This window comes from Rhizobium sp. BK212 (genome assembly GCF_014197475.1).
GTDB lineage: Bacteria > Pseudomonadota > Alphaproteobacteria > Rhizobiales > Rhizobiaceae > Rhizobium > Rhizobium anhuiense.
This window is the reverse complement of sequence record NZ_JACIFS010000015.1, coordinates 1-24,078: the sequence shown is the minus strand read 5'-3', so window position 1 is coordinate 24,078 and position 24,078 is coordinate 1. Positions and strand designations below refer to the sequence as shown.

Sequence of the window (24,078 nt, the reverse complement as noted above, 5' to 3'; positions counted from 1 at the left end):
ATCGGGCTTGCTGCCCGACGCTGAGCTACAATCGTGAGACGTTGCCGGAGAAAAGAAAATGCCGCCCGAAGGCGGCATTTTCAGGATCGTTGCGGCTTGCCTCAGACCTGCTCGAAGGCGCCGTGGCAATGCTTGTATTTCTTGCCGGAACCACAGGGGCAGGTCTCGTTACGGCCGACCTTGCCCCAGGTGGCCGGGTCATCCGGGTTGCGGTTTTCGGGAGAAACGATGACTTCCGATGCCTGGTAGATCGCTGGGGCGAAATCGTCTTCGCCGGTCGTCGGATCCAGGTGATGGGCCTGCATCAGCGGCGGTTCGGGCTCGGCGGGCGCCTGCTGCACCAGCTCGACGCGCATCAGCTGGGCGGTGACGGCCTCGCGCAGATTGTTGAGCAGCGCCGTGAAGAGCTCGAAGGCTTCCGACTTGTATTCCTGCAGCGGATCGCGTTGGGCATAGCCGCGGAAGCCGATGACGGAGCGGAGATGGTCGAGATTGACGATATGCTCGCGCCAGAGATGATCGAGCGTCTGCATGACGATCGAGCGCTCGACATAATGCATGATGTCGTCGCCGAAACGCTCGGCTTTTTCCGTGAAGGCGGCATTGGTGGCTTGCGTCAGCCGCTCGCGGATATCGTCTTCGCCGATACCTTCTTCCTTCACCCAGTCCTCGATCGGCAGATCGAGATTGAGGATGTTCAAAGCACCGGTCTTCAGGCCGGCAGCATCCCATTGTTCGGCATAGGCGCGCTCGGGGATATGCTTTTCGACCATGTCCTCGATTACCTCGCGGCGCATGTCGGAGACCATTTCGGAAATATTGGCCGCTTCCATCAGCTCGAGGCGCTGTTCGAAAATTACCTTGCGCTGGTCGTTGAGAACGTCGTCATATTTCAGAAGGTTCTTGCGGATATCGAAGTTGCGGGCTTCGACCTTCTTCTGGGCGCGCTCCAGGGCCTTGTTGATCCAGGGATGGACAATCGCCTCGCCCTCCTTGAGGCCGAGCTTGGTCAGCATGCTGTCCATGCGGTCGGAGCCGAAGATGCGCATCAGATCGTCCTGAAGCGACAGGTAGAACTTCGAGCGGCCGGGGTCGCCCTGACGGCCGGAACGGCCGCGCAGCTGGTTGTCGATGCGACGGCTTTCATGGCGTTCGGTGGCGATGACGTAGAGACCGCCGGCGGCGAGCGCCTTCTGCTTGAGTTCCTTGATCTCCTCGACGATCGCCTGGATCCGGGCGTCACGCTCCGGACCGGCTTCGACATCGCCGAGTTCGCGCTCGATGCGCATGTCGAGGTTGCCGCCGAGCTGGATGTCGGTGCCGCGGCCGGCCATGTTGGTGGCGATGGTGACGGCACCCGGCACGCCGGCCTGGGCGACGATATAGGCTTCCTGCTCGTGGTAGCGGGCGTTCAGCACCTGGAAGTCGTTGAAGCCTTGCTTGCGCAAGCGCTCGGCAAGCAGCTCCGACTTCTCGATCGAGGTGGTGCCGACCAGCACCGGCTGGCCACGCTTATGGGCATCGAGGATTTCCTCGATGATCGCCTTGAACTTCTCGTCGAAGGTCCGGTAGACCTCGTCGTCCTCGTCGATGCGCTTGATCGGCAGGTTGGTCGGAACCTCGATGACATCGAGATTGTAGATATTGCCAAATTCTTCCGCTTCCGTCTGCGCCGTACCGGTCATGCCGGCGAGCTTGCCGTACATGCGGAAGTAGTTCTGGAAGGTGATCGAGGCCAGCGTCTGGTTTTCCGGCTGGATCTGCACCTTTTCCTTGGCTTCCAGCGCCTGGTGCTGGCCTTCCGAATAACGGCGGCCCGGCATCATGCGGCCGGTGAACTCGTCGATGATGACGACTTCGTCGTTGCGGACGATATAGTCCTTGTCGCGCTGGAAGAGCTTGTGGGCCTTCAGCGCATTGTTGATGTGGTGGACGATCGCGACATTCTCGATGTCGTAGAGCGCGTTGCCCTTCAGGAGGCCGGCCTGGCGGAGCAGGTTTTCCAGCTTCTCAGTGCCTTCTTCGGAGAAGTTGGCGGAGCGCTGCTTCTCGTCGATCTCGTAGTCGCTGGGCGCCAGCAGCGGAATGAAGGCGTCGATCGTATTATAGAGTTCGGAGCGGTCGTCGAGCGGACCGGAGATGATCAGCGGCGTGCGCGCCTCGTCGACCAGGATCGAGTCCACTTCGTCGACGATCGCGAAGTTATGGCCGCGCTGGACCATCTGGTTCTTCTCGTACTTCATGTTATCGCGCAGATAATCGAAGCCGAGTTCGTTGTTGGTGGCATATGTGATGTCGCAGGCATAGGCCGCGCGGCGCTCCTCGTCGGAGAGGCCGTGGACGATGACGCCGGTGGTCATGCCGAGGAAGCCGTAGACTCGGCCCATGGTGGCGGCGTCGCGCTGGGCGAGGTAATCGTTGACGGTGACGACGTGCACGCCCTTGCCGGAAAGCGCGTTCAGATAGACCGGCAGGGTGGCGACGAGGGTTTTGCCTTCGCCGGTCTTCATCTCGGCGATCGCATTCGAATGCAGGATCATGCCGCCGACCAGCTGTACGTCAAAAGGTCGCAGGCCGAGAACGCGGCGCGAGGCTTCGCGCACGACGGCAAAGGCCGGGATCAGAATGTCGTCGAGGGTCTTGCCCTCGGCGAGCAGGGCGCGAAACTCCACGGTCTTTGCCGCGAGCTGCTCGTCCGTCAGGGCCTTCGTCTTCTCTTCGATAGAGTTGATGGCAGTGACGTTCGGCTGGAAGGACCGCACGCGGCGGTCATTGGAAGAACCAAATAACTTGCGGGCTATACCGCCAAAGCTGACCATATGACTGGTCCTTTCTCAATATTCATCCCCGACGTTTCTTATTCGCGGCCCAGCCGAAAATCAGGCGCGCGCCTTAAAACGCCCGGAAACTGTTCTGGACGCGAGGTTGCGTGACAGATAAGAGGGGGGTCGAATGATGTCAACGGATTTGGCGGATACAGAAAGGCCACAATCCGGTGTTGATGGCTATTTTGGGCTGGATTCGGGCGATGCTGAAACCGGCGATGTAACTGTGAAGGGTATTTCATGTTGAGCACCAACAAACTTGCCGTTCTGGCGTTCGCAACTTTTGTTGCGCTCCAGGCCCCGGCCTATGCCGATGACGCCGTCATCGCCAAGGTCGGCAATCTGGAGATCCACCAGTCGGAACTCGACCTTGCCGTCGCCAATCTCGACCCGCAGCTGGCGCAGCTCCCCGATGACCAGAAGAAGGTCGCAGCCCTTTCCGCCGCCATCGACGTGAAGCTGCTCGCCGCCGACGCTGCGGCCGAGAAGCTCGATCAGACCGACGAATTCAAGAGGCGCATGCAGTATCTCACCGATCGCGAGCTGCACAACGCCTATTTCAAGAAGCATGTCGTCGACATCGTGACGCCTGAGGAAGTCAAGGGCCGCTACGACAAGGAAGTCGCTGCCCTGCCGAAGCAGGAAGAAGTCCACGCCCGTCACATCCTCGTCAAGACCGAGGACGAAGCCAAGGACATCATCAAGCAGCTCGACGCCGGCAAGGATTTTGCCGAACTCGCCAAGGAAAAGTCCACCGATCCGAACAAGTCGGAAGGCGGCGATCTCGGCTATTTCTCGCGCGGCCGCATGGTCAAGGAATTCGAGGACGCAGCCTTCGCGTTGGAGAAGGGCACCTATTCCAAGACACCCGTCAAGACCGATTTCGGCTTCCACGTCATCAAGGTCGAGGACAAGCGCGACGCTCCGCCGCCGCCCTTCGAGCAGGTGCAGGATCAGGTTCGTCAGCTCGTCATGCGCGACAAGTATCTTGAGCTTCTGAACAAGGCGAAGGCCTCCGCCAAGATCGAGATCTCGGACGAGACGCTGCGCAAGGGTTACGACCAGGCCAACAAGCAGCCGGAGCCGGGCAGCGAGCCCGTCGCGCCGGCGCCGCAGCAGTAATCATCGCATCAGGGCCCGGTTCTTCCGGGCCCTTCCAAATCAAAAAGCAGAGCATGATGTCGTCGAAAAACGCCGACACTTTCGGCATCATGCTCCGGCATCGTTTGTTGTCGCATTTCCGGACGGCGAACCGGTTTCCAATTCGCCTGGAAATGCTCATTGGCAGGTCTTATCATGTCCGGTTCCGTCTCTCCGCTCGCTCCGAAATCCTTCGTCTCGATGCCGCCGTTGCGCGGCGTGCGCATGGCGACGGCGTCCGCCGGCATCAAGTACAAGAACCGCACCGACGTGCTGATGATGGTCTTCGACAGGCCGGCGGCCGTTGCGGGCGTCTTCACCCGCTCGAAGTGCCCGTCGGCGCCGGTCGATTTCTGCCGGGCCAATCTTCCCCATGGCAGCGCCCGCGCCGTCGTCGTCAATTCCGGCAATGCCAATGCGTTTACCGGGCTGAAGGGCCGCCAGGCGACCGCGCTGACGGCGCAGTCGGCTGCCGCTGCCGTTGGCTGCGCTGAAAACGAGATCTATCTGGCCTCGACCGGCGTCATCGGCGAGCCGCTCGATGCCACCAAATTCGCAGGCGTTCTGGATCGGATGCAGGTCGAAGCGACCGGCGATTTCTGGTTCGAGGCCGCCAAGGCGATCATGACGACCGACACCTACCCGAAGGTTTCGACCCGCAGCGCCGAGATCGGCGGCGTGGCCGTGACGATCAACGGCATCGCTAAGGGCGCCGGCATGATCGCGCCTGATATGGCGACCATGCTCTCCTTCGTCGTCACCGATGCCGACATTGCACCGGCCGCGCTGCAGGCGCTTCTGTCCGACGGCGTCGGCCCGACCTTCAATTCCATGACTGTCGACAGCGACACTTCCACCTCCGATACGCTGATGCTGTTTGCGACGGGTGCGGCGGCCGAGGACGGCCAGGCCCGTATCGAACGCGCCGATGATCCGCGCCTTGCCGCCTTCCGCGCTGCACTCAACGAAGTGCTGAAGGATCTGTCGCTGCAGGTGGTGCGTGACGGCGAAGGTGCCACAAAGATGCTCGAGATCACAGTGACGGGCGCCGAGAGCGATACCGCCGCCAAGCGCATCGCACTGTCGATCGCCAATTCGCCGCTGGTCAAGACGGCGGCCGCCGGCGAAGACGCCAATTGGGGCCGTATCGTCATGGCGGTCGGCAAATCCGGCGAGATGGCCGATCGCGACCGGCTCGCCATCTGGTTCGGCGACATCAGGGTCGCCGTCAATGGCGAGCGTGACCCGGATTATTCCGAGGAGGCCGCCTCTGATGTCATGAAGGCGCAGGATATCCCCGTCAAAGTCGATATCGGGCTCGGTGCCGGCACGGCTACGGTCTGGACCTGCGACCTCACCAAGGAATATGTTGCGATCAATGGCGACTATCGGAGCTGATCGGTCATTGGCGCAGGCATCCATTTCCTCACACAATCTGCCGCTGGTCCGCAGGCTGGAGGCTGTCGGCTTCCGCGCCTGGCCGGCGGCGTCCGTGCAATATGACGGCAGCTGGCAGGTGCGGCTGACGGCCGGCCACCCGTCCAACCGGTTGAATTCGATCGTGCCGCTCGATCCTTCGGATCATCGCGACGTCGAAATCCGCCTGGAAAAGGCGAGCCGGAAGTTCGAGGCCTATGGCCGCGCCGCCGTGGTCCGCCAGACGCCGCTTGCCTCGCCGGTGCTGATCGAACTTCTGCGCCAGCAGAACTGGATGCAGTTCGACGAGACTGTCGTGATGACCTGCGATCTGGCCGAGGCGGAATTGCCGGACACGCTCGATCACCTGCCGACCCATGATGTCGGCCGTTTCGTCGATGCCAATCTCGCCGTCGAGCGGGCGCCGCCGACGCTGAAGCCGGCGCTTGCCGAAATCATTACGGCGATCAAGCCGCCATCCGGCCTGTTCATGATCGAGAATGCGACGGATGGCCCGCTTGCGACCGTGCTCTGCGTTCAGGACAACGATCTTGCCGGCATCATGTCGCTTTCGGTCTCCGAGGCGCGGCGGCGCGAGGGGCTTGGCACCGAGATCCTGACCTCGGCGCTGCGCTGGGCACGCATGCGCAGCGCCCGTTCGGCCTGGCTGCAGGTGAAGCTTTCCAACCGTCCGGCGATCGCCCTCTATGAGCGCCTCGGTTTTCGCGACGCCTATCATTATTGCTATTGGCAGCGGGAGCCGAAATGATCGAGGCAGGCCGGAAGATATTGCTGGTCGCCGCCTGCGCGCTGATCGATACCGACGGGCGTATCCTATTGGCACAGCGTCCCGAGGGGAAGTCGCTTGCGGGGCTCTGGGAGTTTCCCGGCGGCAAGGTCGAACCTGGCGAGACGCCGGAAGAAACGCTGGTGCGCGAGCTCGAGGAAGAGCTCGGCATCAAGACCAAGATCGCCTGCCTGGCGCCGCTCACCTTCGCCAGCCATTCCTACGAGACCTTCCACCTTTTGATGCCGCTTTATATCTGCCGGCGCTATGAGGGCATTCCCCAGGGCCGCGAGGGCCAGGCGCTGAAATGGGTGCGTCCGCAGGCGTTGCGCGATTATCCGATGCCGCCGGCCGACGAGCCGCTCATCCCGATGCTGCAGGATTTACTTTAGCGTTACGTGATTATTATCGCGCCGTGTCGTTTTCGGCTGTGGATATTAATGGATCGTTTAACACCTTCTGCCAAAGATCGGCCTCAATCAAGCATCTGGCGTGCGTGTATTAAAAGGCTTGACGTCATGGACGATGATTTCTGGAAAGCTGTCCGGGAAAAGGAACGGGCTTCGTCTGCCTCGCGCAGGACGGGTGCGCTCAATATCGCCCTTCTGTTCGGTACGGCGGTGGTCGCGCTGACGCTCATCCTGACGCCGATGCTTGCGGATTCCTCGAAAAAGAGTGTCTTTGCCAGCGCTCCCCTTGAATTTGATACGATGACAACAGGATCGATTCCGAAGGCCGAAAGCGGCAAGCGTTATACGATTCGCCGCAGCGTCCTCCAGGATACACCCGGCTCGGTCTGCGTCGTCCAGGGCTATGGCGTCGGCGCCGGTTGCTGAAAAATGTCGGCCATCACCTGATGGTCGTGGAATTGGTCGTTTGCTGTCCGTTCGCGCTAAGGATTGGGTGATGCATTTTTTGAAGGCATTTCTTGCAGATAATAGAGGTGCGACGGCGGTCGAGTATGGGCTGATCGCCGCCGTCATCGGTGGCGCAATTGTCTCTGCTCTCGGTATCTTCTCCGGCAGACTGCAGGATATTTTCAACGCGATCGGCAACAATCTGCCTGGGAATTGAAGAGGCAGCCGGCCATTACTGCCTGAGCTTGTGCTCATCCACTTTCAGCGCATCGGCGAGGCGAGCCTTGGCCGAACCGGGCTTCAGCGGCTTTTGCTGGCTCTCGTGCGCAGCCCATCCCGAGACATAGATGATCGAGAAGGTGGCGCGGATGCGCCCGTCGGGATCGGAATAGCGTTCGGCGTAGATCTCCGCTCCGCGCAGGAAGAAGGCGCGTGTCAGCGGCATCCGGCCGCGGGCTGCAAGCGGATTGCTCATGCCCATCGCTCGCAGATCCCGCATCAGCGGGAAGAGCGAATCATAGCGCACCGTGTAGTTCTCCGTGTCGATCACCGGCAGCGTGAAGCCGGCGCGCTGCATCAGGCCGCCAACATCGCGCACATCGGCGAAGGGAATGACACGCGGGCTTGCGCCGCCGGTTATCTCGACCTCGGCGGCCAGCAGCACCTCGCGCAGTTCCTGGAGGGTCCCGGCGCCGGGGATCGCAGCGAGAAACAGCCCGTCCGGCTTCAGGGCTCGGCGAATCTGGATGAAAACGCCAGGCGTATCGTTGGTCAGATGCAGGCTGAGCGGCGCAAGGATGAGATTGGCCGATTGCGGTTCGAGCGGCACATCTTCGAGCGGCGCCTCGATCAAGGTTTCGCCCGGCCCGGCATAGGCCTTCTCGCTTTCGACGCGGATGATCGTGCCGATCTTGCCCGTCGCCAGCGCCGCACGGGCGGCAGCCCCGGTTGCGCCGTGCAGCTCGACGGCGGTCTCGAAGGTCCGCTCGACGACGGCAAGCCTCTCGGCCATTTCCTCAGCGGCGATGTCGAGCAGGAAGGCGGCTTTCGGGTCGTTGCTGGCAAGCGCACGATGGCGGTGTGCGGCGATCAGGGCCTTGTCGAAGATCGTTTCCATGGCGATGTCCTTAGTCCCGCGTCGTTTAGGCGGCAAGACGATTTTCGTTTCGCGCAGAACGCGCCAGAGCCTTTCCTGGCCAGATTGAAGCATTCTGCCGGAGCAGGTTTTCATCAGGGCAAAGGCGATTGGCGACGGGCATACCCCTTGGTACGTCCGAGCCGATCGCCTCTGTCCTGGCGTAGAGATGCCCGGCCCACCGGCCGCACTGCTTCGCCATGCGAAGCAACAGGTGCGTCCGGCGATTCTAAAGTCTTGCAGATTTGCCAGGCAAATCTGCAAGAGGGTTGGCTGAAACTGGCCGGCTGATCGACCGGCCGGCTTGGCCGTCGAGCCGGGCTACGACGCACGCCGGCCGGTCGACCATCCGATTCCGCTTGAGCCAACAGAATGCTTCAATCTGACCAGGAAAGGCTCTAGTCTTAGCCGCATGGGCTCGATCGATTTCGAAAGACCGGCAGAGTTTTTGCGGGCGCATCTCTTGCGGCCGTTGTCGGCGCTTGCCGATTTCTTCTATCCGCCCGCCTGCTCCGTCTGCGGTATTTCCACAGGCGGCCATCGCGGGCTCTGCGCAAAATGCTGGTCCGGCATCCGCTTCATCGAACGGCCCTATTGCGAGGTGCTCGGCATTCCCTTCTCGCACGATCTCGGTGCCGGCATCCTCAGTGCCGAGGCGATTGCTGACCCGCCGCCCTTCGACCGGCTGCGGTCGGCTGCGACCCACGACCATGCGGTCCGCGATCTCGTGCATGGGCTGAAATATCGCGACCGTACCGATCTGGCGCCGATGATGGCCGCCTGGATGCTGCGCGCTTCCGACGGGGCGGTCGAAAGCTGCGATGCGCTGATCCCGGTGCCGCTGCATCGCACCCGCATGCTGGCGCGCAAGTTCAACCAGGCAGCCGAGCTTGCCCGCCATATGGCAAGGCTTTCGGGCAAGCCGCTGCTTGCAGCCACGCTTATTCGCGTCAAGCGCACCAGCCAGCAGGTCGGCCTTGGCGCGAAGGCGCGCGAGGACAATGTCAGGGGCGCTTTCGCGATTGCCAAGGGTTGCGAAAACGACATTTTCGGCAAGCGCATCGTCCTCGTCGACGACGTCTATACAACGGGGGCGACGGTTGCTGCGGCAAGCCGGACATTGCGCAAGGCAGGTGCGGCCGAGATAACGGTTTTGACCTTTGCAAGGGCTCTCTCCGAGCCTATATGACAGAAATACCCGGCATCGGTCTGGAGAGATTATGGTACCCGTCACGATCTATACACGGCAGTTCTGCGGCTATTGCAGCCGCGCCAAGTCCCTTCTCGAAGAAAAGGGCGTCGACTACGTCGAACACGACGCAACCTTTTCGCCGGATCTTCGCCAGGAGATGATCGGCAAGTCGAACGGCCGCACCACCTTTCCGCAGATCTTCATCGGCGCCGATCATGTCGGCGGTTGCGACGATCTCTTCGCGCTCGATCGGGCCGGCAAGCTCGATCCGATGCTGGCGGCCTGAGGACAAATCGATGAGCTTCAAGGCCGCCGCCATCCAGATGTGTTCCGGGGTCGATCCGGTGAAGAACGCCGCCGCCATGGCGCGGCTGGTGCGCGAGGCCGCCGCAGAGGGCGCGATCTATGTGCAGACGCCGGAGATGACCGGCATGTTGCAGCGCGATCGCGCGGCGGCGCGCGCCGTGCTTGCCGACGAGGCGCATGACATCATCGTCAAGACCGGCTCGGAGCTCGCCGCCGAACTCGGCATCCACGTGCATGTCGGCTCGACGGCAATCGCCCTTGCCGACGGCAAAATCGCCAATCGCGGTTTCCTCTTCGGTCCCGACGGCCGAATCCTCAATCGCTACGACAAGATCCATATGTTCGACGTCGACCTCGACAATGGCGAGAGCTGGCGTGAAAGTGCCGCCTATACGGCCGGCTCGGAGGCCCGTGTTCTGTCGCTGCCCTTTGCCGAAATGGGTTTTACGATCTGCTACGACGTGCGGTTTCCCATGCTCTTCCGCGCCCAGGCGATTGCCGGCGCCGAGGTGATGACGGTTCCCGCCGCCTTCACCAAACAGACCGGCGAGGCGCATTGGGAGATTCTGCTCAGGGCACGCGCGATCGAGAACGGTGTCTTCGTCATCGCCGCCGCACAGGCCGGCCGGCATGAGGACGGCCGCGAGACTTTTGGCCATTCGATGATCATCGATCCCTGGGGCACGGTGCTGGCGTCGGCCGGCGCCACCGGCGAGGCCATTATCGTTGTCGAGATCGATCCCAGTGCGGTCAAAACCGCGCATGACAAGATCCCGAACCTGAGGAATGGCCGGGAATTCTCGGTCGAGAAGATTGCGGGGGCAGTCGCAGGAGGCGTCGCCGCTTGATCCGCTATTCTCTCACCTGTGACAATGCCCATGAATTCGAAGGCTGGTTTTCCGAAAGCGCCGATTTCGACCGTCAGGTCGCGACCGGCTTCCTGACCTGCCCCGTCTGTCATTCCGCTGCTATTTCCAAGCTGTTGATGGCGCCTTCGGTGTCGACGGCGCGGAAGAAGGACGAGATCCAGACACTGGCGATGGATGCCATGCGCCAGGAGGCCCTGCAGAAGCTGAAAGAGGCGGTCGCGGCCGTCAAGGCCAATTCCGAGGATGTCGGCACGCAGTTTCCCGAGGAAGCCCGCAAGATCCATTATGGCGAGGCGGATGCCCGCGGCATCATCGGCCAGGCGACTTTCGACGAGGCGCAGGCACTCCTCGAAGAGGGCATCGAGATCGCAGCCATTCCGGTTTTGCCGGAAGACGTGAACTGACGCAGTCCGCGCGGCCTGCTGCAATGGCTACCTGCATGTGGCGCCTGCCCTGGACTTACGCCGGCCGCTTTGCCAGCAGCATATAATTGACGTCCATATCCTTGGACAGGTTCCATTGGTTCGACAGTGGGTTGAAGAAGACGCCGGTGCGGTCGGTGATCTCGAGGCCGCTTGCCGCCAGCGGCTTTTCCAGCTCTTCCGGGCGCACCAGCTTTTCATATTGATGCGTGCCGCGCGGCAGCCAGCGTAGAATGTTTTCGGCGGCGAAGATGGCGAGCGCGGCCGCCTTCATCGTGCGGTTGATGGTGGCAACGAAAATCAGACCGCCGGGGCGGACCATTTTCGCGCAGGTCGTCATGAAAAATTCGACGTCGGCGACGTGTTCGACCACTTCCATGTTCAAGACGATATCGAAGGTCTCGCCGGCGTCGGCGAGCTCCTCGGCAGTGACAGCGCGATAATCGACCGAAACGCCTGATGCCTTGGCATGGGTAGAGGCGATGCCGATATTCTTCTCGGACGGATCGGCGCCGGTGACGGAGGCGCCCATGCGGGCGACAGGTTCGGACAGGAGGCCGCCGCCGCAGCCGATATCGAGCACCCGCAGGCCTTCGAGCGGGCGGGCGCTTTTCGGATCACGGCCGAAATTCTCGCAGGCCTTGTCTCTTATATAGGTAAGCCGGACGGGATTGAACTTGTGTAGCGGCCTGAACTTGCCGGTCGGGCTCCACCATTCCGCCGCCATCGCCGAGAAGCGGTCCACTTCGCCCTGGTCGATCGTGCTTCTGGCGCCTTCCGTCATCGTCCACTCCTTCATTCGCTCAATGTGAAGTCGGACGATCGACGGCATAAGTCAAGGGGCGTGGATCAGCGGACTGACGAGCGCGGAGCCGCTCGCCAACAGCTTTTATCGCGTGCGCTTGCCTACCCCCGCCAAACTCGCTAAGAGACGCCGCAACTTGGGGCCTTTTGGGGCCTGGGCTTTTAGAGCGGTTCCAGAAGTTGGGAATCCGGCTCTTTGGCCAGGCGGTCCGCCCCAGAGCTTTCGTGATGCCGGGTTCGGTTTTCCGCTGTTCCGGCGCCAGTCGTGGTAGAGGCATATGGCACGCATCGTAATGAAATTCGGCGGCACATCCGTCGCTGACCTGGACCGCATCAAGAACGTTGCCCGCCACGTAAAACGCGAAGTCGATGCCGGGCACGAGGTGGCGGTGGTCGTCTCGGCCATGTCCGGCAAGACCAATGAACTGGTCGGCTGGGTGCAAGGCACGCCGAAGGTGATCGGTGCCAATTCTCCGTTTTACGATGCGCGGGAATATGATGCGGTGGTCGCATCCGGCGAGCAGGTGACCTCCGGACTGCTGGCGATCGCATTGCAGGCGATGGATATCAATGCGCGTTCCTGGCAGGGATGGCAGATCCCGATCCACACCGACAACGCTCATGGCGCGGCGCGGATCATGGAGATCGACGGCTCCGACATCGTCAAGCGGATGGGCGAGGGGCAGGTTGCCGTCATCGCCGGTTTCCAGGGTTTGGGACCCGACAACCGTATCGCGACGCTCGGGCGCGGCGGATCGGACACGTCCGCCGTCGCGATCGCGGCAGCTGTCAAAGCGGATCGCTGCGATATCTATACCGATGTCGACGGCGTCTACACCACCGACCCGCGCATCGTGCCGAAGGCGCGCAGGCTGAAGAAGATCGCCTTCGAGGAAATGCTGGAAATGGCCTCGCTCGGCGCCAAGGTGCTGCAGGTGCGCTCGGTCGAGCTTGCCATGGTGCACAAGGTGCGCACCTTCGTGCGCTCGTCATTCGAAGATCCCGATGCTCCGGGCATGGGCGATCTGTTGAACCCGCCCGGAACGCTGATTTGTGACGAGGATGAAATCGTGGAACAGGAAGTAGTCACCGGCATCGCCTATGCCAAGGATGAGGCTCAGATCTCGCTTCGCCGTCTTGCCGACCGGCCGGGCGTTTCCGCAGCGATCTTCGGACCGCTCGCCGAATCCCATATCAATGTCGACATGATCGTCCAGAATATCTCCGAGGACGGGTCGAAGACCGACATGACCTTCACCGTCCCTTCAGGCGACGTCGAGAAGGCGATCAAGGTGCTCGGCGACCATAAGGAGAAGATCGGCTACGATGTCGTGCAGAACGAATCGGGGCTGGTGAAAGTATCGGTCATCGGCATCGGCATGCGCAGCCACGCGGGCGTTGCCGCGACCGCATTTCGTGCACTTGCCGAAAAAGGCATCAACATCAAGGCGATCACGACCTCCGAGATCAAGATTTCCATCCTGATCGACGGTCCCTATGCAGAACTCGCTGTCAGGACTTTGCATTCCTGCTACGGTCTGGATAAGAATTGATTCCCAGTGGGCGGCCTGCCCCTTCAGGTTGAGGAGACGAGGGCCGGCCCGCCGGGACTGAGTGCGTTGTTTCGGGAGCTTGAGACGCCATGAGAGACCTTTCCGGCGGTCCACGCGTGCTGCTCAGGCGGCTGCGCGAGTTGATGGCGGAGCCGCTGGAGCCGCAGGATCGTCTTGACCGGATCGTCCGCCAGATCGCCGGCAACATGGTGGCGGAAGTCTGCTCTGTCTACGTGCTGCGCGCCGACGGCGTCCTCGAACTCTATGCAACCGAAGGTCTCAACCGCGAGGCCGTGCATCTGGCGCAACTGAAGATGGGGCAGGGCCTCGTCGGCACGATCGCAGCCTCGGCCCAGCCGCTGAACCTTTCCGACGCGCAGTCACACCCTGCTTTCCGTTACCTGCCGGAAACGGGCGAAGAGATCTACCATTCCTTCCTTGGTGTGCCGATTCTCCGAACCGGGCGCTCGCTCGGCGTTCTCGTCGTCCAGAACAAGGCGAGCCGCAACTATCGCGAGGAAGAGCTGGAAGCGCTCGAGACGACGGCGATGGTGCTGGCCGAGATGATCGCCACCGGCGAGCTCAAGAAGATCACCAAGCCGGGCCTCGAACTCGACCTGACGCGTTCGGTGACCGTCGACGGCGACACCTATAATGACGGCATCGGCCTCGGTTACGTCGTGCTGCACGAGCCGCGCATCGTCGTCACCAACCTGCTCAACGAGGATGCCGAGAAGGAAATCCGACGGCTGGCCGAAGCCATGGGCTCGCTCCGGATCTCGATCGACGACATGCTGTCGCGTCGCGACGTGTCGATGGAAGGCGAACACCGCGAGGTGCTCGAAACCTATCGCATGTTCGCGCATGATCAGGGCTGGGTGCGCAAGCTCGAGGAGGCGATCCGCAACGGCCTGACGGCGGAAGCGGCGGTCGAGAAGGTGCAGAGCGATACCAAGGCGCGGATGATGCGCCTGACGGATCCGTATCTGCGCGAACGCATGCACGATTTCGAGGATCTGGCGAACCGGCTGCTCAGACAGTTGACGGGTTATACCGGGCGGACAACGGCCGAGGGTTTCCCCAGCGACGCGGTCATTCTGGCGCGCGCCATGGGGGCGGCCGAACTGCTCGATTATCCACGTGCCAATGTGCGCGGGCTGGTGCTGGAAGAAGGCGCGGTGACGAGCCATGTGGTGATCGTCGCGCGCGCCATGGGCATTCCGGTCATCGGCCAGGCAGCCGGCGTCGTGGCGCTCGCCGAGAACGGCGATGCCGTGATCATCGATGCCGACGAGGGGCATGTGCATCTGCGGCCGATGGCCGATCATCGGCGTTCCTACGAGGAAAAGGTCCGCTTCCGTGCCAGACGGCAGGAGCAGTTCCGGGCGCTGCGCGCCGTCGAGCCGGTGACGAAGGATGGGCAGCGGATCGCGCTGATGATGAATGCGGGGCTGCTGGTCGACCTGCCGCAGCTTTCGGAATCGGGCGCCGAGGGCATCGGCCTCTTCCGCACCGAACTGCAGTTCATGATCGCCTCCACCATGCCGAAGGCGGATGAGCAGGAGCAGTTCTATCGCAATGTGATAAAACAGGCGGCGGGCCGCCCCGTCACCTTCCGCACGCTGGATATCGGCGGCGACAAGGTCGTGCCCTATTTCCGCGGCCATGAGGAAGAAAATCCCGCCCTCGGCTGGCGCGCTATCCGGCTATCGCTCGATCGGCCGGGACTATTGCGCACCCAGCTGCGCGCCCTATTGAAGGCGTCGGCCGACACCGAACTGAAGCTGATGGTGCCGATGGTGACCGAGGTTTCGGAGCTGAAGATCGTGCGCGAGCTGTTGCAGAAGGAAGTGCAGCACCTCTCGCGCTTCGGTCACGGGCTGCCGCGCAAGCTGCAATTCGGAGCGATGCTGGAGGTGCCTGCACTGCTCTGGCAGCTTGACGAACTGATGGAGGCGGTGGATTTCGTTTCGGTCGGTTCGAACGACCTCTTCCAGTTCTCGATGGCGGTCGATCGCGGCAATGCGCGGGTCTCGGATCGTTTCGATCCGCTCGGCAAACCATTCTTGCGCATCCTGCGCGATATCGTGCGCGGGGCGGATCGGAACAAGACGCCGGTGACGCTCTGCGGCGAACTCGCCAGCAAACCGATCTCGGCGATGGCGCTGCTCGGTATCGGCTTCCGCTCGATCTCGATGTCGCCGGCCTCGATCGGACCGGTGAAGGCGATGCTGCTCGGGCTCGATGTCGGGGCCTTGGCCAAGGTGATGGACGAGGTGCTGGACGATCACCACGCCGTGATGCCGATGCGCGAGGTGCTTGCCCGCTTCGCCGAGAGCCACAATATTCCCCTTTAGACAGAGATTAAGAAGAATCGGAGTGAAGGGTGGCGAAGCTTCCCGTTGAAAAAATGCGCGAGCTGGAGCGCCGTTTCGGCGAGATCGAGGCGCGCATGTCGGCTGGCCCGGCTGCCGATGTCTATGTGAAGCTCGCATCCGAATATTCCGAGCTGCAGCCCGTCGTGACGCAGATCCGCGCCTATGAGAAGGCGGTCGCCGAGCTTGCCGATCTCGAAACGCTGCTGGCGGATAAATCGGTCGACCGCGAGATGCGCGACCTCGCCGAGCTGGAACTGCCGGAGGTGAAAGAGCAGATCGAGGCGCTCGAACAGGACATGCAGATCCTGCTTTTGCCGAAGGATGCAGCGGACGAAAAGAGTGCGATCCTCGAAATCCGCGCCGGCACCGGCGGCTCGGAAGCGGCCCTTTTTGCCGGCGATCTCTTTCGCATGTACGAGCGTTTCGCGGCGGAAAAGGGCTGGAAGGTGGAAGTTCTCTCGGCAAGCGAGGGCGAAGCCGGCGGCTATAAGGAAATCATCGCGACGATCACCGGCAGGGGCGTTTTCGCCAAACTGAAATTCGAATCCGGCGTACATCGCGTGCAGCGCGTGCCGGAAACCGAGGCGGGCGGACGCATCCATACGTCGGCGGCAACGGTTGCGGTGTTGCCGGAGGCCGAGGAGATCGACATCGAGATCCGGCCGGAGGATATCCGCATCGATACGATGCGCTCTTCGGGTGCGGGCGGCCAGCACGTCAATACGACGGACTCGGCGGTGCGCATCACCCACCTGCCGAGCGGCATCGTCGTCACCAGCTCGGAAAAGTCGCAACACCAGAACCGCGCCAAGGCGATGCAGGTGCTGCGCTCCAGGCTCTACGATGCCGAGCGACAGCGGGCCGACAGCGAGCGCTCTGCCGATCGCAAGAGCCAGGTCGGCTCCGGCGACCGCTCGGAACGCATCCGCACCTATAATTTCCCGCAGGGTCGGGTGACGGACCATCGCATCAATCTGACACTCTACAAGCTCGACCGGATGATGGAAGGCGAGATCGAGGAGGTCGTCGATGCGCTGATGGCCGATTACCAGGCAAGCCAGCTGGCACAGCTCGGCGAACAGCAATGAGCTCGACGATCGCCGATATGCTTGCCGAAGCGCGCCGTCGCTTCACCGAAGCAGGTATCGTCGATCCGGCGACCGATGCGCGGCTGCTGGTCGCGGGCCTTCTGAAATTGTCGCCGACCGAGCTGTTGACGCGATCGGCCGAGAGACTTTCTCCCGAGCGGTCCGAGCTGATCTTCAAGGCGGTGGAGCGGCGGCTCGGCCATGAGCCGGTGCATCGCATTCTCGGCGAGCGGGAGTTCTACGGCTTGCCGCTTCGGCTCTCGGCGGAAACGCTGGAGCCGCGGCCGGATACAGAAATCCTGGTCGATACGGTGCTCGGCTATCTCCGCAACCTTGCAAAAGCTGAAGGCGGTCTCCATATCCTTGATCTAGGAACCGGGACCGGGGCAATATGCCTTGCGCTTTTGAGCGAGTGTCCTGATGCGTCAGGTGTCGGCAGCGACATATCGGCGGATGCGCTTTTGACGGCAAGATCGAATGCAGAAAGAAACGGATTGCTGGATCGGTTTCAGGCCATACAGTCGAGATGGTTCGAGAGCATCGAAGGGTCCTTTCACGCGATTGTCTCAAATCCGCCCTATATTGCTTCCAATGTCATTCACGATCTCGCTCCCGAAGTGACGAAATTTGATCCGCTTGCGGCCCTGGATGGCGGCCCGGATGGGCTTGACGCCTACAAAGCCATAGCCAAGGATGCGGCAAGGTTCATGAGACCCGATGGGTTCGTCGGACTGGAGATCGGCTACGATCAGCGAAACGATGTGACGGCGATCTTTGAAGCGAAAGGCTTCAAGTGCCTCAAATCCGTGAAAGATTATGGTCAGAACGACAGGGTGCTCGTGTTCGCGCTCGCGTGACAGGCGATAATTGCTGCACTGGACAGGACATTATTGTTATTGCGAAGAAAAGGCTTGGATTTCCCAGGGAAGCAATATAGGTTGCGGTTACGTGTTGGGCAGATAGGAATGAACGAGATTCGTTCGGTACTTGGTTTGCCTCGGGGGTCCGCTCTTTTAAACGAGAGTTTCAACGGTTGAACACGACCCAATGCGTGAATCAGTCAAACTGACTTGAGAACCAAGCGGCAGGTCGGCGCAAAGGCGCAGTATGCTCGCGGCACAAAGGTCCTGACCCGGTTTTCCGGTCATGGCGGTTGGTGCCATGTATCCATCACAAACAGAGAATTCAGGTGAACGATCTATGAGGCCAGGACAGCAGAACAAGCGCGGTCGAGGGCGTGGTAACAACAATAATAACAACGGCGGCGGTGGAAATAACAATAACAACAATTTCAACCGCAAGGGCGGCAATCCGCTGACCCGGACCTATGACAGCTCCGGCCCCGATGTGAAGATTCGCGGTACTGCGCAGCATATCGCCGAAAAATACGCACAACTCGCCCGCGACGCCCAAAGCTCCGGCGACCGCGTGATTGCCGAGAACTATCTCCAGCACGCCGAACATTACAATCGTATCATCGCCAGCGCCCAGGCGCAGATGCAGGAGCGCTTCCAGCGCGACGATCGCGGCGATTACAATGATCGCGACGGCGCGGACCGCGACGGCGACGATATGGATAGCAACGACAATGACGGTGACGACGTCGTTATCGTCCAGCCGCCGCAGAGCAGGCAGCATCAGCCGCGGCCGCAGCCTGAGTCCCAGCCCCAGCCGACTCCTGCTCCGGCGCCGGTAGTGTCCCAGGCCGAGGTCATCGATGGAACCGGCCCGCAGCCGGAGATCGAAGGTATACCGGCCGAAGTCGCCATGGACGAGGAAGGTTCGGACGGCCAGCCGCGCGAACGCCAGCCTCGCCGTCGCAGCACCGGCAACCGTCCCCGTCGCCCGCGTCGCGGCGCAGAAGGGGAAGCCGCCGCTGAAGGCGAGGGTGCCTCTGCCGAGGCGCCGGTGCTGGCTGACGTCGCATCGGAATGAGGATTTCGCTTCTCCTTCAGGGGAGAGCGTGAGGCTCGTGCCATCTGTTCGAATTGCCTTGAAAATCCCCGGTCTCGCGCCGGGGATTTTCGTTTTATGGGCTTTAAACTCGCAGAACAGGCTACCATATTCTCCTCGAACTGCTTCGCTCGAAATCCCAGACGGGCAAAGCGCGGCCTGCCTTTTCAGGGGGTCGATCTCAATCATCGGTCTGCGCCTCGTCAGGGCAGGGCGATCCATGGAGGTAGAATATGAATATCGAGAAATATTCCGAGCGGGTGCGCGGTTTCATCCAGTCCGCCCAGACCTATGCATTGGCGCAGGGTCACCAGCAATTTACGCCCGAACATGTGCTGAAAGTCCTGCTCGACGACGACCAGGGCATGGCGGCCTCGCTGATCGAGCGCGCCGGCGGCGATGCCAAGGCGGCCCGCCTTGCCAACGACGCGGCTCTTGCCAAGCTGCCGAAAATTTCCGGCGGCAACGGCAACATCTATCTGGCGCAGCCGCTCGCCAAGGTGCTTTCAACAGCCGAAGAGGCGGCGAAGAAGGCCGGTGACAGCTTCGTCACCGTCGAGCGCCTGCTGCAGGCGCTGGCGATCGAATCCTCGGCCTCGACCTTTTCGACGCTGAAGAACGCAGGCGTGACGGCCCAGGGCCTCAACCAGGTCATCAACGACATCCGCAAGGGGCGGACGGCGGATTCCTCCAATGCCGAGCAGGGTTTCGATTCGCTGAAGAAGTTCGCACGCGATCTCACCGCCGAAGCCCGCGAGGGCAGGCTCGACCCGGTGATCGGTCGCGACGACGAAATCCGCCGCACCATCCAGGTGCTTTCGCGCCGCACCAAGAACAATCCTGTGCTGATCGGCGAACCCGGTGTCGGCAAGACGGCGATCGTCGAAGGCCTGGCGCTGCGCATCGTCAATGGCGACGTGCCGGAATCACTCAAGGACAAGAAGCTGATGGCGCTCGACATGGGCGCGCTGATTGCCGGTGCGAAATACCGCGGCGAATTCGAGGAGCGGCTGAAGGCCGTACTCAACGAAGTGCAGGCGGAGAACGGCGAGATCATCCTGTTCATCGACGAGATGCACACGCTGGTCGGCGCCGGCAAGGCGGATGGGGCGATGGACGCCTCCAACCTCTTGAAGCCCGCCCTTGCCCGCGGTGAGCTGCATTGCGTCGGCGCGACCACGCTTGATGAATATCGCAAACATGTCGAGAAGGATCCGGCCCTTGCCCGCCGCTTCCAACCCGTCGTCGTTGACGAACCGACGGTCGAAGACACGATCTCGATCCTGCGCGGCCTGAAGGAAAAATACGAGCAGCATCACAAGGTGCGCATCGCCGATGCGGCGCTGGTGGCCGCGGCGACACTTTCCAACCGCTATATCACCGACCGTTTCCTGCCCGACAAGGCAATCGACCTGATGGACGAAGCGGCAGCGCGGCTGCGCATGCAGGTGGATTCCAAGCCGGAAGAGCTCGATGAACTCGACCGCCGCATTATCCAGCTGAAGATCGAACGCGAGGCCCTGAAGAAGGAAACCGACGTTGCCTCGGCCGACCGGCTGAAGCGGCTGGAGACCGAACTCACCGACCTCGAAGAAGAGGCCGATGCGCTGACGGCCCGCTGGCAGGCGGAAAAGCAGAAGCTCGGCCTTGCCGCCGATCTCAAGAAGCAGCTCGACGATGCCCGTAACGAACTGGCGATCGCCCAGCGCAAAGGCGAGTTCCAGCGTGCCGGCGAGCTGACTTACGGCGTCATTCCGGATCTAGAAAAGCAGCTCGTCGATGCCGAGAAGCAGGATGGCGATCGCGGCGCGATGGTGCAGGAGGTGGTAAGCCCCGACAATATCGCTCACGTCGTTTCCCGCTGGACCGGCATTCCGGTCGACAGGATGCTGGAGGGCGAACGCGACAAGCTGCTGCGGATGGAAGACGAATTGGCGAAATCGGTGATCGGCCAGGGTGATGCGGTTCAGGCCGTGTCGCGCGCCGTCCGCCGCGCGCGCGCCGGCCTGCAGGATCCGAACCGGCCGATCGGCTCGTTCATCTTCCTCGGTCCGACCGGCGTCGGCAAGACGGAGCTCACCAAGGCGCTCGCCCGCTTCCTCTTCGACGACGAAACGGCGATGGTGCGCATGGATATGTCGGAATATATGGAGAAACACTCCGTTGCCCGTCTGATCGGTGCGCCTCCCGGCTATGTCGGTTATGACGAAGGCGGAGCGCTGACGGAAGCCGTGCGCCGCAGGCCCTATCAGGTCGTGCTGTTCGACGAGATCGAAAAGGCGCATCCCGACGTCTTCAACATCCTGCTGCAGGTGTTGGACGACGGACGCCTGACGGACGGCCAGGGCCGGACCGTCGATTTCCGCAACACGATGATCATCATGACCTCGAACCTCGGTGCCGAATATCTGACGCAGCTGAGGGACGGCGACGACAGCGATACGGTTCGCGAGCAGGTGATGGAGGTCGTGCGCGGGCATTTCCGGCCGGAATTCCTGAACCGCATCGACGAGATCATCCTCTTCCATCGCCTGAAACGTGAGGAGATGGGCGCGATCGTCGATATCCAGCTGAAACGGCTGGTGGCTCTGCTTTCCGAGCGCAAGATCGTCATCGATCTCGACGAAGACGCCCGCCATTGGCTGGCGAACAAGGGTTATGATCCGGTCTACGGCGCAAGGCCGCTGAAGCGGGTGATCCAGAAGTTCGTGCAGGATCCGCTCGCCGAGCAGATCCTGTCCGGCCAGGTGCCGGACGGATCGACGGTGAAGGTGACGAGCGGTTCGGACCGGCTGCAGTTCAAGACGCGGCAGACGGTGAGCGAAGCGGCGTAAACCGGTTTGCGGATGAATGAGGAATGGCGGCTTCGGCCGCCATTTTTCGTCTGGGGTGCGATCGGCGACCGGGATGATCAGCGTGTAGGCAGTTCAAAGGACGCTGTCGGAGATTATTTGCTGGCCACCTGGTCTGACGTCTGGTTGTTCAGCAGCGTATCGATGCGCTTGCGCTCGTCCTCGAATTTCGCCAGCGCCTCGCCTTGCAGCGATTTGCCGCCCGGCAGACGGATGCGCAGCGGGTCGACCTTCGTGCCGTTGACGATCAATTCGTAATGCAGGTGCGGGCCGGTGGATTCGCCTGTGGTGCCGACCCAGCCGATCACCTGGCCCTGGCGGATCTTGGCGCCGGGGACGACGCCCTTGGCGATGGCGCTCTGGTGGTTGTAGGAGGATTCATAGCCGTTGGCATGGCGGATGATCGTCTGGTTGCCGTAACCGCCGGAATCCCAGCCGGCTTTCTCGACCGTGCCGTTGCCGGCGGCGATGATCGCCGTACCGCGCGGCGCTGCCCAATCGACACCTGTGTGCATGCGGGCGAAACCGAGGATCGGGTGACGGCGCATGCCGAAGCCCGATTTGAAGATGCCGTTCGGAACCGGGTTGCGCAGCAGGAACTGGCGGATGCTCTTGCCGTTCTCGTCGAAATAATCGACCGTGCCGTCATCGGGATCCTGGAAGCGATAGAAGCGCGTCTGCGTATCGCCGAAACGGGCGTTGACGTAGAGCAGTTCGGAATCCTCGGTCGCCTGGCCGGCGCTGTCGGCGACGGAGAAGAAGGCCTCGAGACTGTCCGTCGTCCTCAGCTGCGCCTGGAAATCGACGTTGCTGGCGAGCAGCTTGATGATCAGCGCCGTCATATCCTTGGTCATGCCGTAGGAAAGGGCAGCGCGATAGATGCCGTCATAGACGCGCGGCAGGTTCTGGCCGGGAGGCGGCGCGAAGGAATTATCATCGAAAGCGGTGGCGATCGCATCCAGCATCGGAGGCTCGCTGCCGGGCACGTATCTGCCCTTGTCGTCGACGGCCACGGTGACGAGATGGCGCGTGCCGCGATAGACGCTGGCGCGGATGATCTTGGCCTGTTCGCCCTTCTGAATGATGCCGATGCGCAGCACATCGCCCTTATCGAGGTCGGTGGACCCCAGTTGCTGCGAGATGAAGCCGGCAATGCCATCGGCATATTGCTGCGGATAGCCTGAATCGGTCAGCGCCTTGGCGATCGGCGTGTCGATGCGCACCGGCAGGATGTCGTCGGCGAATTCTTCGGTCTGCGGTGTGATCGATTCCGATGCGGAGACGGTCATGTTCTGTTCGAGCACGCGGGCGGACAGGCCGGCGGTCAGGTCGACATCGGCATCCTCGTTGGAGAAACGGCGCGGATCGACGTAATAAAGCGCTGCGAGCTGCGTGTTGCCGTCGGTCAGCACCGAGCCGTTGGATCGTACGTTCTCTTCGACCTCTTCGAGCGACAGGCCGGACGCCATCTGCATGCTGGTCTTGCCGGTCGGGAAGGGAATGGTCTTCAGGCTGACTTCGGACTCGACGTCAGAGCCGTAAAGCGCACCGGTGCGGCTTTGCGGGGCGGGCTGCGGCTCGTCGGCGGAAAAGATCGCCAGGGGATCGAAGTCCGGATAGTCCTCAGTCGCCACATGGTTGGCGGCCAGTGTCATCTTCACATGCGCGAAGGGCTGGCGGCGCACGACTTCCTTTTCGCCGTCATGGACGACGGTCGAAACTTCCATGATGGCACGGTCGGACGGTTTTGCGGCGATGGCGGGCGCGATCAGCCGACCGCCGCGGACCACTGTCGTATCCTCATGCGCGTCTGTCGCGGCACTTGCATAGGCTTCGGCGGGGATCGCCAGCTGCTGGCGCCCGTCAAGGGCGGCAAAAAGGGCGACACCCATGAGCACGGACGAGGTGATGCCGGTGAGGAACGTGCCCGAGAGCCAACGCAGGGAAACTTCGCGCCGGTCGGGCGCGCGTCTGCCGTCGGCCAGAAGCGGAGGCTCGTTGCCCAACGAGCGGATCATCATTTTCTCCGTCATCATGGCAGTCGGGTCCGCGTCCTTACATCAGGCGTCTCAGAGAGCATTTCTTAGCCATCCTGGCTGGGGCGAAAGGTGTGCATATTTTAAGCATGGAAGTCAAATCACCCGGGAAAAGGCAGTCTGCCTGCATTTGCCTGTGTGAATCGTGTGTCTCTTAAGACCAGCAGATTGTGATGATGTCGGGGCGCAGGAGACAAAAGAGCGTTCTTTCCACGAAAAGTCGAAAGACGTTCATCTTTTCCTGAGGGTTTAAGGCCGATCGGAATCCGGGAAATGACCGCATCTGGGTGTCTCCCGGAATTTGATCTGAAAAAACAATGACATGAAAGAAATATCATTTTTTTCGAAATGGCCTGTTGACTGCTTGGGAGGGTTAGTTCTATAAGCCCCCTCACTGAACGAGGGCGGCGGCGCTGCTGGCGACGAAGTCTTTCGTTCTAAAGAACCTCAAGCGGATTGGCGGAT

General features: G+C 61.7%; 20 protein-coding genes. 16 read left to right on the top strand and 4 right to left on the bottom strand.

All coding sequences use genetic code 11. From position 1 onward, the window contains the following. Window positions 1–101: 101 nt before the first annotated feature. Window positions 102–2,819, bottom strand: coding sequence for a preprotein translocase subunit SecA (gene secA, locus FHT79_RS30785; protein ID WP_063476304.1), 2,718 nt, complete (start codon window positions 2,817–2,819; stop codon window positions 102–104). A gap of 246 nt (window positions 2,820–3,065) precedes the next feature. Between secA and FHT79_RS30780 the strand changes: the two genes are divergently transcribed. From FHT79_RS30780 to FHT79_RS30755, 6 genes are all read left to right on the top strand, one after another. Beyond that, window positions 3,066–3,947 (top strand): peptidylprolyl isomerase, encoded by an 882-nt coding sequence (locus FHT79_RS30780; protein WP_183904658.1) that lies wholly within the window; start codon window positions 3,066–3,068, stop codon window positions 3,945–3,947. A 174-nt stretch (window positions 3,948–4,121) separates the two neighbouring features. Further along, window positions 4,122–5,363, top strand: coding sequence for a bifunctional glutamate N-acetyltransferase/amino-acid acetyltransferase ArgJ (gene argJ, locus FHT79_RS30775; RefSeq protein ID WP_047619936.1), 1,242 nt, complete (start codon window positions 4,122–4,124; stop codon window positions 5,361–5,363). Beyond that, a complete protein-coding gene (locus tag FHT79_RS30770) occupies window positions 5,344–6,150 on the top strand; it encodes a GNAT family N-acetyltransferase (RefSeq protein ID WP_183904657.1) in 807 nt (268 codons plus the stop codon). The genes argJ and FHT79_RS30770 overlap by 20 nt, the downstream gene beginning before the upstream one ends. After that, window positions 6,147–6,560 carry an 8-oxo-dGTP diphosphatase MutT gene (gene mutT, locus FHT79_RS30765; RefSeq protein ID WP_047619940.1) on the top strand — a complete coding sequence of 138 codons (414 nt, stop codon included), beginning with the start codon at window positions 6,147–6,149 and terminating at the stop codon, window positions 6,558–6,560. Before FHT79_RS30770 ends, mutT begins: the two co-directional genes overlap by 4 nt. 126 nt (window positions 6,561–6,686) lie before the next feature. Then, window positions 6,687–7,004, top strand: a complete 318-nt coding sequence (locus tag FHT79_RS30760) for a hypothetical protein (protein ID WP_047619941.1) — start codon at window positions 6,687–6,689, stop codon at window positions 7,002–7,004. A gap of 70 nt (window positions 7,005–7,074) precedes the next feature. Next, window positions 7,075–7,242 carry a Flp family type IVb pilin gene (locus tag FHT79_RS30755; protein WP_047619943.1) on the top strand — a complete coding sequence of 56 codons (168 nt, stop codon included), beginning with the start codon at window positions 7,075–7,077 and terminating at the stop codon, window positions 7,240–7,242. Window positions 7,243–7,257: 15 nt separating this feature from the next. Here FHT79_RS30755 and FHT79_RS30750 read toward each other — a convergent pair whose 3' ends face one another. After that, complete coding sequence (locus tag FHT79_RS30750) at window positions 7,258–8,142, bottom strand: methyltransferase domain-containing protein (protein ID WP_183904656.1); 885 nt, start codon at window positions 8,140–8,142, stop codon at window positions 7,258–7,260. Between the two features lie 430 nt (window positions 8,143–8,572). Between FHT79_RS30750 and FHT79_RS30745 the strand changes: the two genes are divergently transcribed. Genes FHT79_RS30745 through FHT79_RS30730 form a run of 4 tightly spaced genes read left to right on the top strand, consistent with a single transcriptional unit; the run spans window position 8,573 to window position 10,931 of the window. After that, window positions 8,573–9,349 (top strand): ComF family protein, encoded by a 777-nt coding sequence (locus FHT79_RS30745; protein ID WP_183904655.1) that lies wholly within the window; start codon window positions 8,573–8,575, stop codon window positions 9,347–9,349. Window positions 9,350–9,380: 31 nt separating this feature from the next. Beyond that, complete coding sequence (gene grxC / locus FHT79_RS30740; protein ID WP_047619947.1) at window positions 9,381–9,638, top strand: glutaredoxin 3; 258 nt, start codon at window positions 9,381–9,383, stop codon at window positions 9,636–9,638. 10 nt (window positions 9,639–9,648) lie between these two features. Further along, a complete protein-coding gene (locus FHT79_RS30735; protein ID WP_183904654.1) occupies window positions 9,649–10,506 on the top strand; it encodes a carbon-nitrogen hydrolase family protein in 858 nt (285 codons plus the stop codon). Further along, window positions 10,503–10,931, top strand: coding sequence for a DUF1178 family protein (locus FHT79_RS30730; protein WP_063476309.1), 429 nt, complete (start codon window positions 10,503–10,505; stop codon window positions 10,929–10,931). Before FHT79_RS30735 ends, FHT79_RS30730 begins: the two co-directional genes overlap by 4 nt. 55 nt (window positions 10,932–10,986) lie before the next feature. On the opposite strand, the gene ubiG is transcribed toward FHT79_RS30730, so the two are convergent. Beyond that, on the bottom strand, window positions 10,987–11,733 hold the full coding sequence (ubiG, locus tag FHT79_RS30725) for a bifunctional 2-polyprenyl-6-hydroxyphenol methylase/3-demethylubiquinol 3-O-methyltransferase UbiG (protein ID WP_047619973.1): 747 nt from the start codon (window positions 11,731–11,733) through the stop codon (window positions 10,987–10,989). A 298-nt stretch (window positions 11,734–12,031) separates the two neighbouring features. Here ubiG and FHT79_RS30720 point away from each other — a divergent pair, with 298 nt between their 5' ends. The 6 genes from FHT79_RS30720 to clpB all read left to right on the top strand — a co-directional run bounded on the left by FHT79_RS30720 (window position 12,032) and on the right by clpB (window position 21,559). After that, the gene (locus tag FHT79_RS30720) at window positions 12,032–13,306 is read left to right on the top strand and encodes an aspartate kinase (protein WP_047619953.1); all 1,275 of its coding nucleotides are present in this window, start codon (window positions 12,032–12,034) and stop codon (window positions 13,304–13,306) included. Window positions 13,307–13,395: 89 nt separating this feature from the next. After that, window positions 13,396–15,663 carry a phosphoenolpyruvate--protein phosphotransferase gene (gene ptsP / locus FHT79_RS30715; RefSeq protein WP_047619955.1) on the top strand — a complete coding sequence of 756 codons (2,268 nt, stop codon included), beginning with the start codon at window positions 13,396–13,398 and terminating at the stop codon, window positions 15,661–15,663. Window positions 15,664–15,692: 29 nt separating this feature from the next. Beyond that, complete coding sequence (gene prfA, locus FHT79_RS30710) at window positions 15,693–16,772, top strand: peptide chain release factor 1 (protein ID WP_047619957.1); 1,080 nt, start codon at window positions 15,693–15,695, stop codon at window positions 16,770–16,772. Beyond that, window positions 16,769–17,629 carry a peptide chain release factor N(5)-glutamine methyltransferase gene (gene prmC, locus FHT79_RS30705; protein ID WP_183904653.1) on the top strand — a complete coding sequence of 287 codons (861 nt, stop codon included), beginning with the start codon at window positions 16,769–16,771 and terminating at the stop codon, window positions 17,627–17,629. Before prfA ends, prmC begins: the two co-directional genes overlap by 4 nt. Window positions 17,630–17,972: 343 nt before the next feature. Further along, window positions 17,973–18,707, top strand: a complete 735-nt coding sequence (locus tag FHT79_RS30700) for a DUF4167 domain-containing protein (protein ID WP_183904685.1) — start codon at window positions 17,973–17,975, stop codon at window positions 18,705–18,707. 251 nt (window positions 18,708–18,958) lie between these two features. Beyond that, complete coding sequence (clpB, locus tag FHT79_RS30695) at window positions 18,959–21,559, top strand: ATP-dependent chaperone ClpB (RefSeq protein WP_168334065.1); 2,601 nt, start codon at window positions 18,959–18,961, stop codon at window positions 21,557–21,559. A gap of 113 nt (window positions 21,560–21,672) precedes the next feature. On the opposite strand, the gene FHT79_RS30690 is transcribed toward clpB, so the two are convergent. Next, the gene (locus tag FHT79_RS30690; protein WP_028757565.1) at window positions 21,673–23,613 is read right to left on the bottom strand and encodes a M23 family metallopeptidase; all 1,941 of its coding nucleotides are present in this window, start codon (window positions 23,611–23,613) and stop codon (window positions 21,673–21,675) included. Between the last annotated feature and the right edge of the window lie 465 nt (window positions 23,614–24,078).

Bases quoted from the DNA above. Each gene is read 5' to 3' on its own strand.
- secA (WP_063476304.1), bottom strand. From the start codon at position 2,819: ATGGTCAGCTTTGGCGGTATAGCCCGCAAGTTATTTGGTTCTTCCAAT.
- FHT79_RS30780 (WP_183904658.1), top strand. From the start codon at position 3,066: ATGTTGAGCACCAACAAACTTGCCGTTCTGGCGTTCGCAACTTTTGTT.
- argJ (WP_047619936.1), top strand. From the start codon at position 4,122: ATGTCCGGTTCCGTCTCTCCGCTCGCTCCGAAATCCTTCGTCTCGATG.
- FHT79_RS30770 (WP_183904657.1), top strand. From the start codon at position 5,344: ATGGCGACTATCGGAGCTGATCGGTCATTGGCGCAGGCATCCATTTCC.
- mutT (WP_047619940.1), top strand. From the start codon at position 6,147: ATGATCGAGGCAGGCCGGAAGATATTGCTGGTCGCCGCCTGCGCGCTG.
- FHT79_RS30760 (WP_047619941.1), top strand. From the start codon at position 6,687: ATGGACGATGATTTCTGGAAAGCTGTCCGGGAAAAGGAACGGGCTTCG.
- FHT79_RS30755 (WP_047619943.1), top strand. From the start codon at position 7,075: ATGCATTTTTTGAAGGCATTTCTTGCAGATAATAGAGGTGCGACGGCG.
- FHT79_RS30750 (WP_183904656.1), bottom strand. From the start codon at position 8,142: ATGGAAACGATCTTCGACAAGGCCCTGATCGCCGCACACCGCCATCGT.
- FHT79_RS30745 (WP_183904655.1), top strand. From the start codon at position 8,573: ATGGGCTCGATCGATTTCGAAAGACCGGCAGAGTTTTTGCGGGCGCAT.
- grxC (WP_047619947.1), top strand. From the start codon at position 9,381: ATGGTACCCGTCACGATCTATACACGGCAGTTCTGCGGCTATTGCAGC.
- FHT79_RS30735 (WP_183904654.1), top strand. From the start codon at position 9,649: ATGAGCTTCAAGGCCGCCGCCATCCAGATGTGTTCCGGGGTCGATCCG.
- ubiG (WP_047619973.1), bottom strand. From the start codon at position 11,733: ATGACGGAAGGCGCCAGAAGCACGATCGACCAGGGCGAAGTGGACCGC.
- FHT79_RS30720 (WP_047619953.1), top strand. From the start codon at position 12,032: ATGGCACGCATCGTAATGAAATTCGGCGGCACATCCGTCGCTGACCTG.
- ptsP (WP_047619955.1), top strand. From the start codon at position 13,396: ATGAGAGACCTTTCCGGCGGTCCACGCGTGCTGCTCAGGCGGCTGCGC.
- prmC (WP_183904653.1), top strand. From the start codon at position 16,769: ATGAGCTCGACGATCGCCGATATGCTTGCCGAAGCGCGCCGTCGCTTC.
- FHT79_RS30700 (WP_183904685.1), top strand. From the start codon at position 17,973: ATGAGGCCAGGACAGCAGAACAAGCGCGGTCGAGGGCGTGGTAACAAC.
- clpB (WP_168334065.1), top strand. From the start codon at position 18,959: ATGAATATCGAGAAATATTCCGAGCGGGTGCGCGGTTTCATCCAGTCC.
- FHT79_RS30690 (WP_028757565.1), bottom strand. From the start codon at position 23,613: ATGATGACGGAGAAAATGATGATCCGCTCGTTGGGCAACGAGCCTCCG.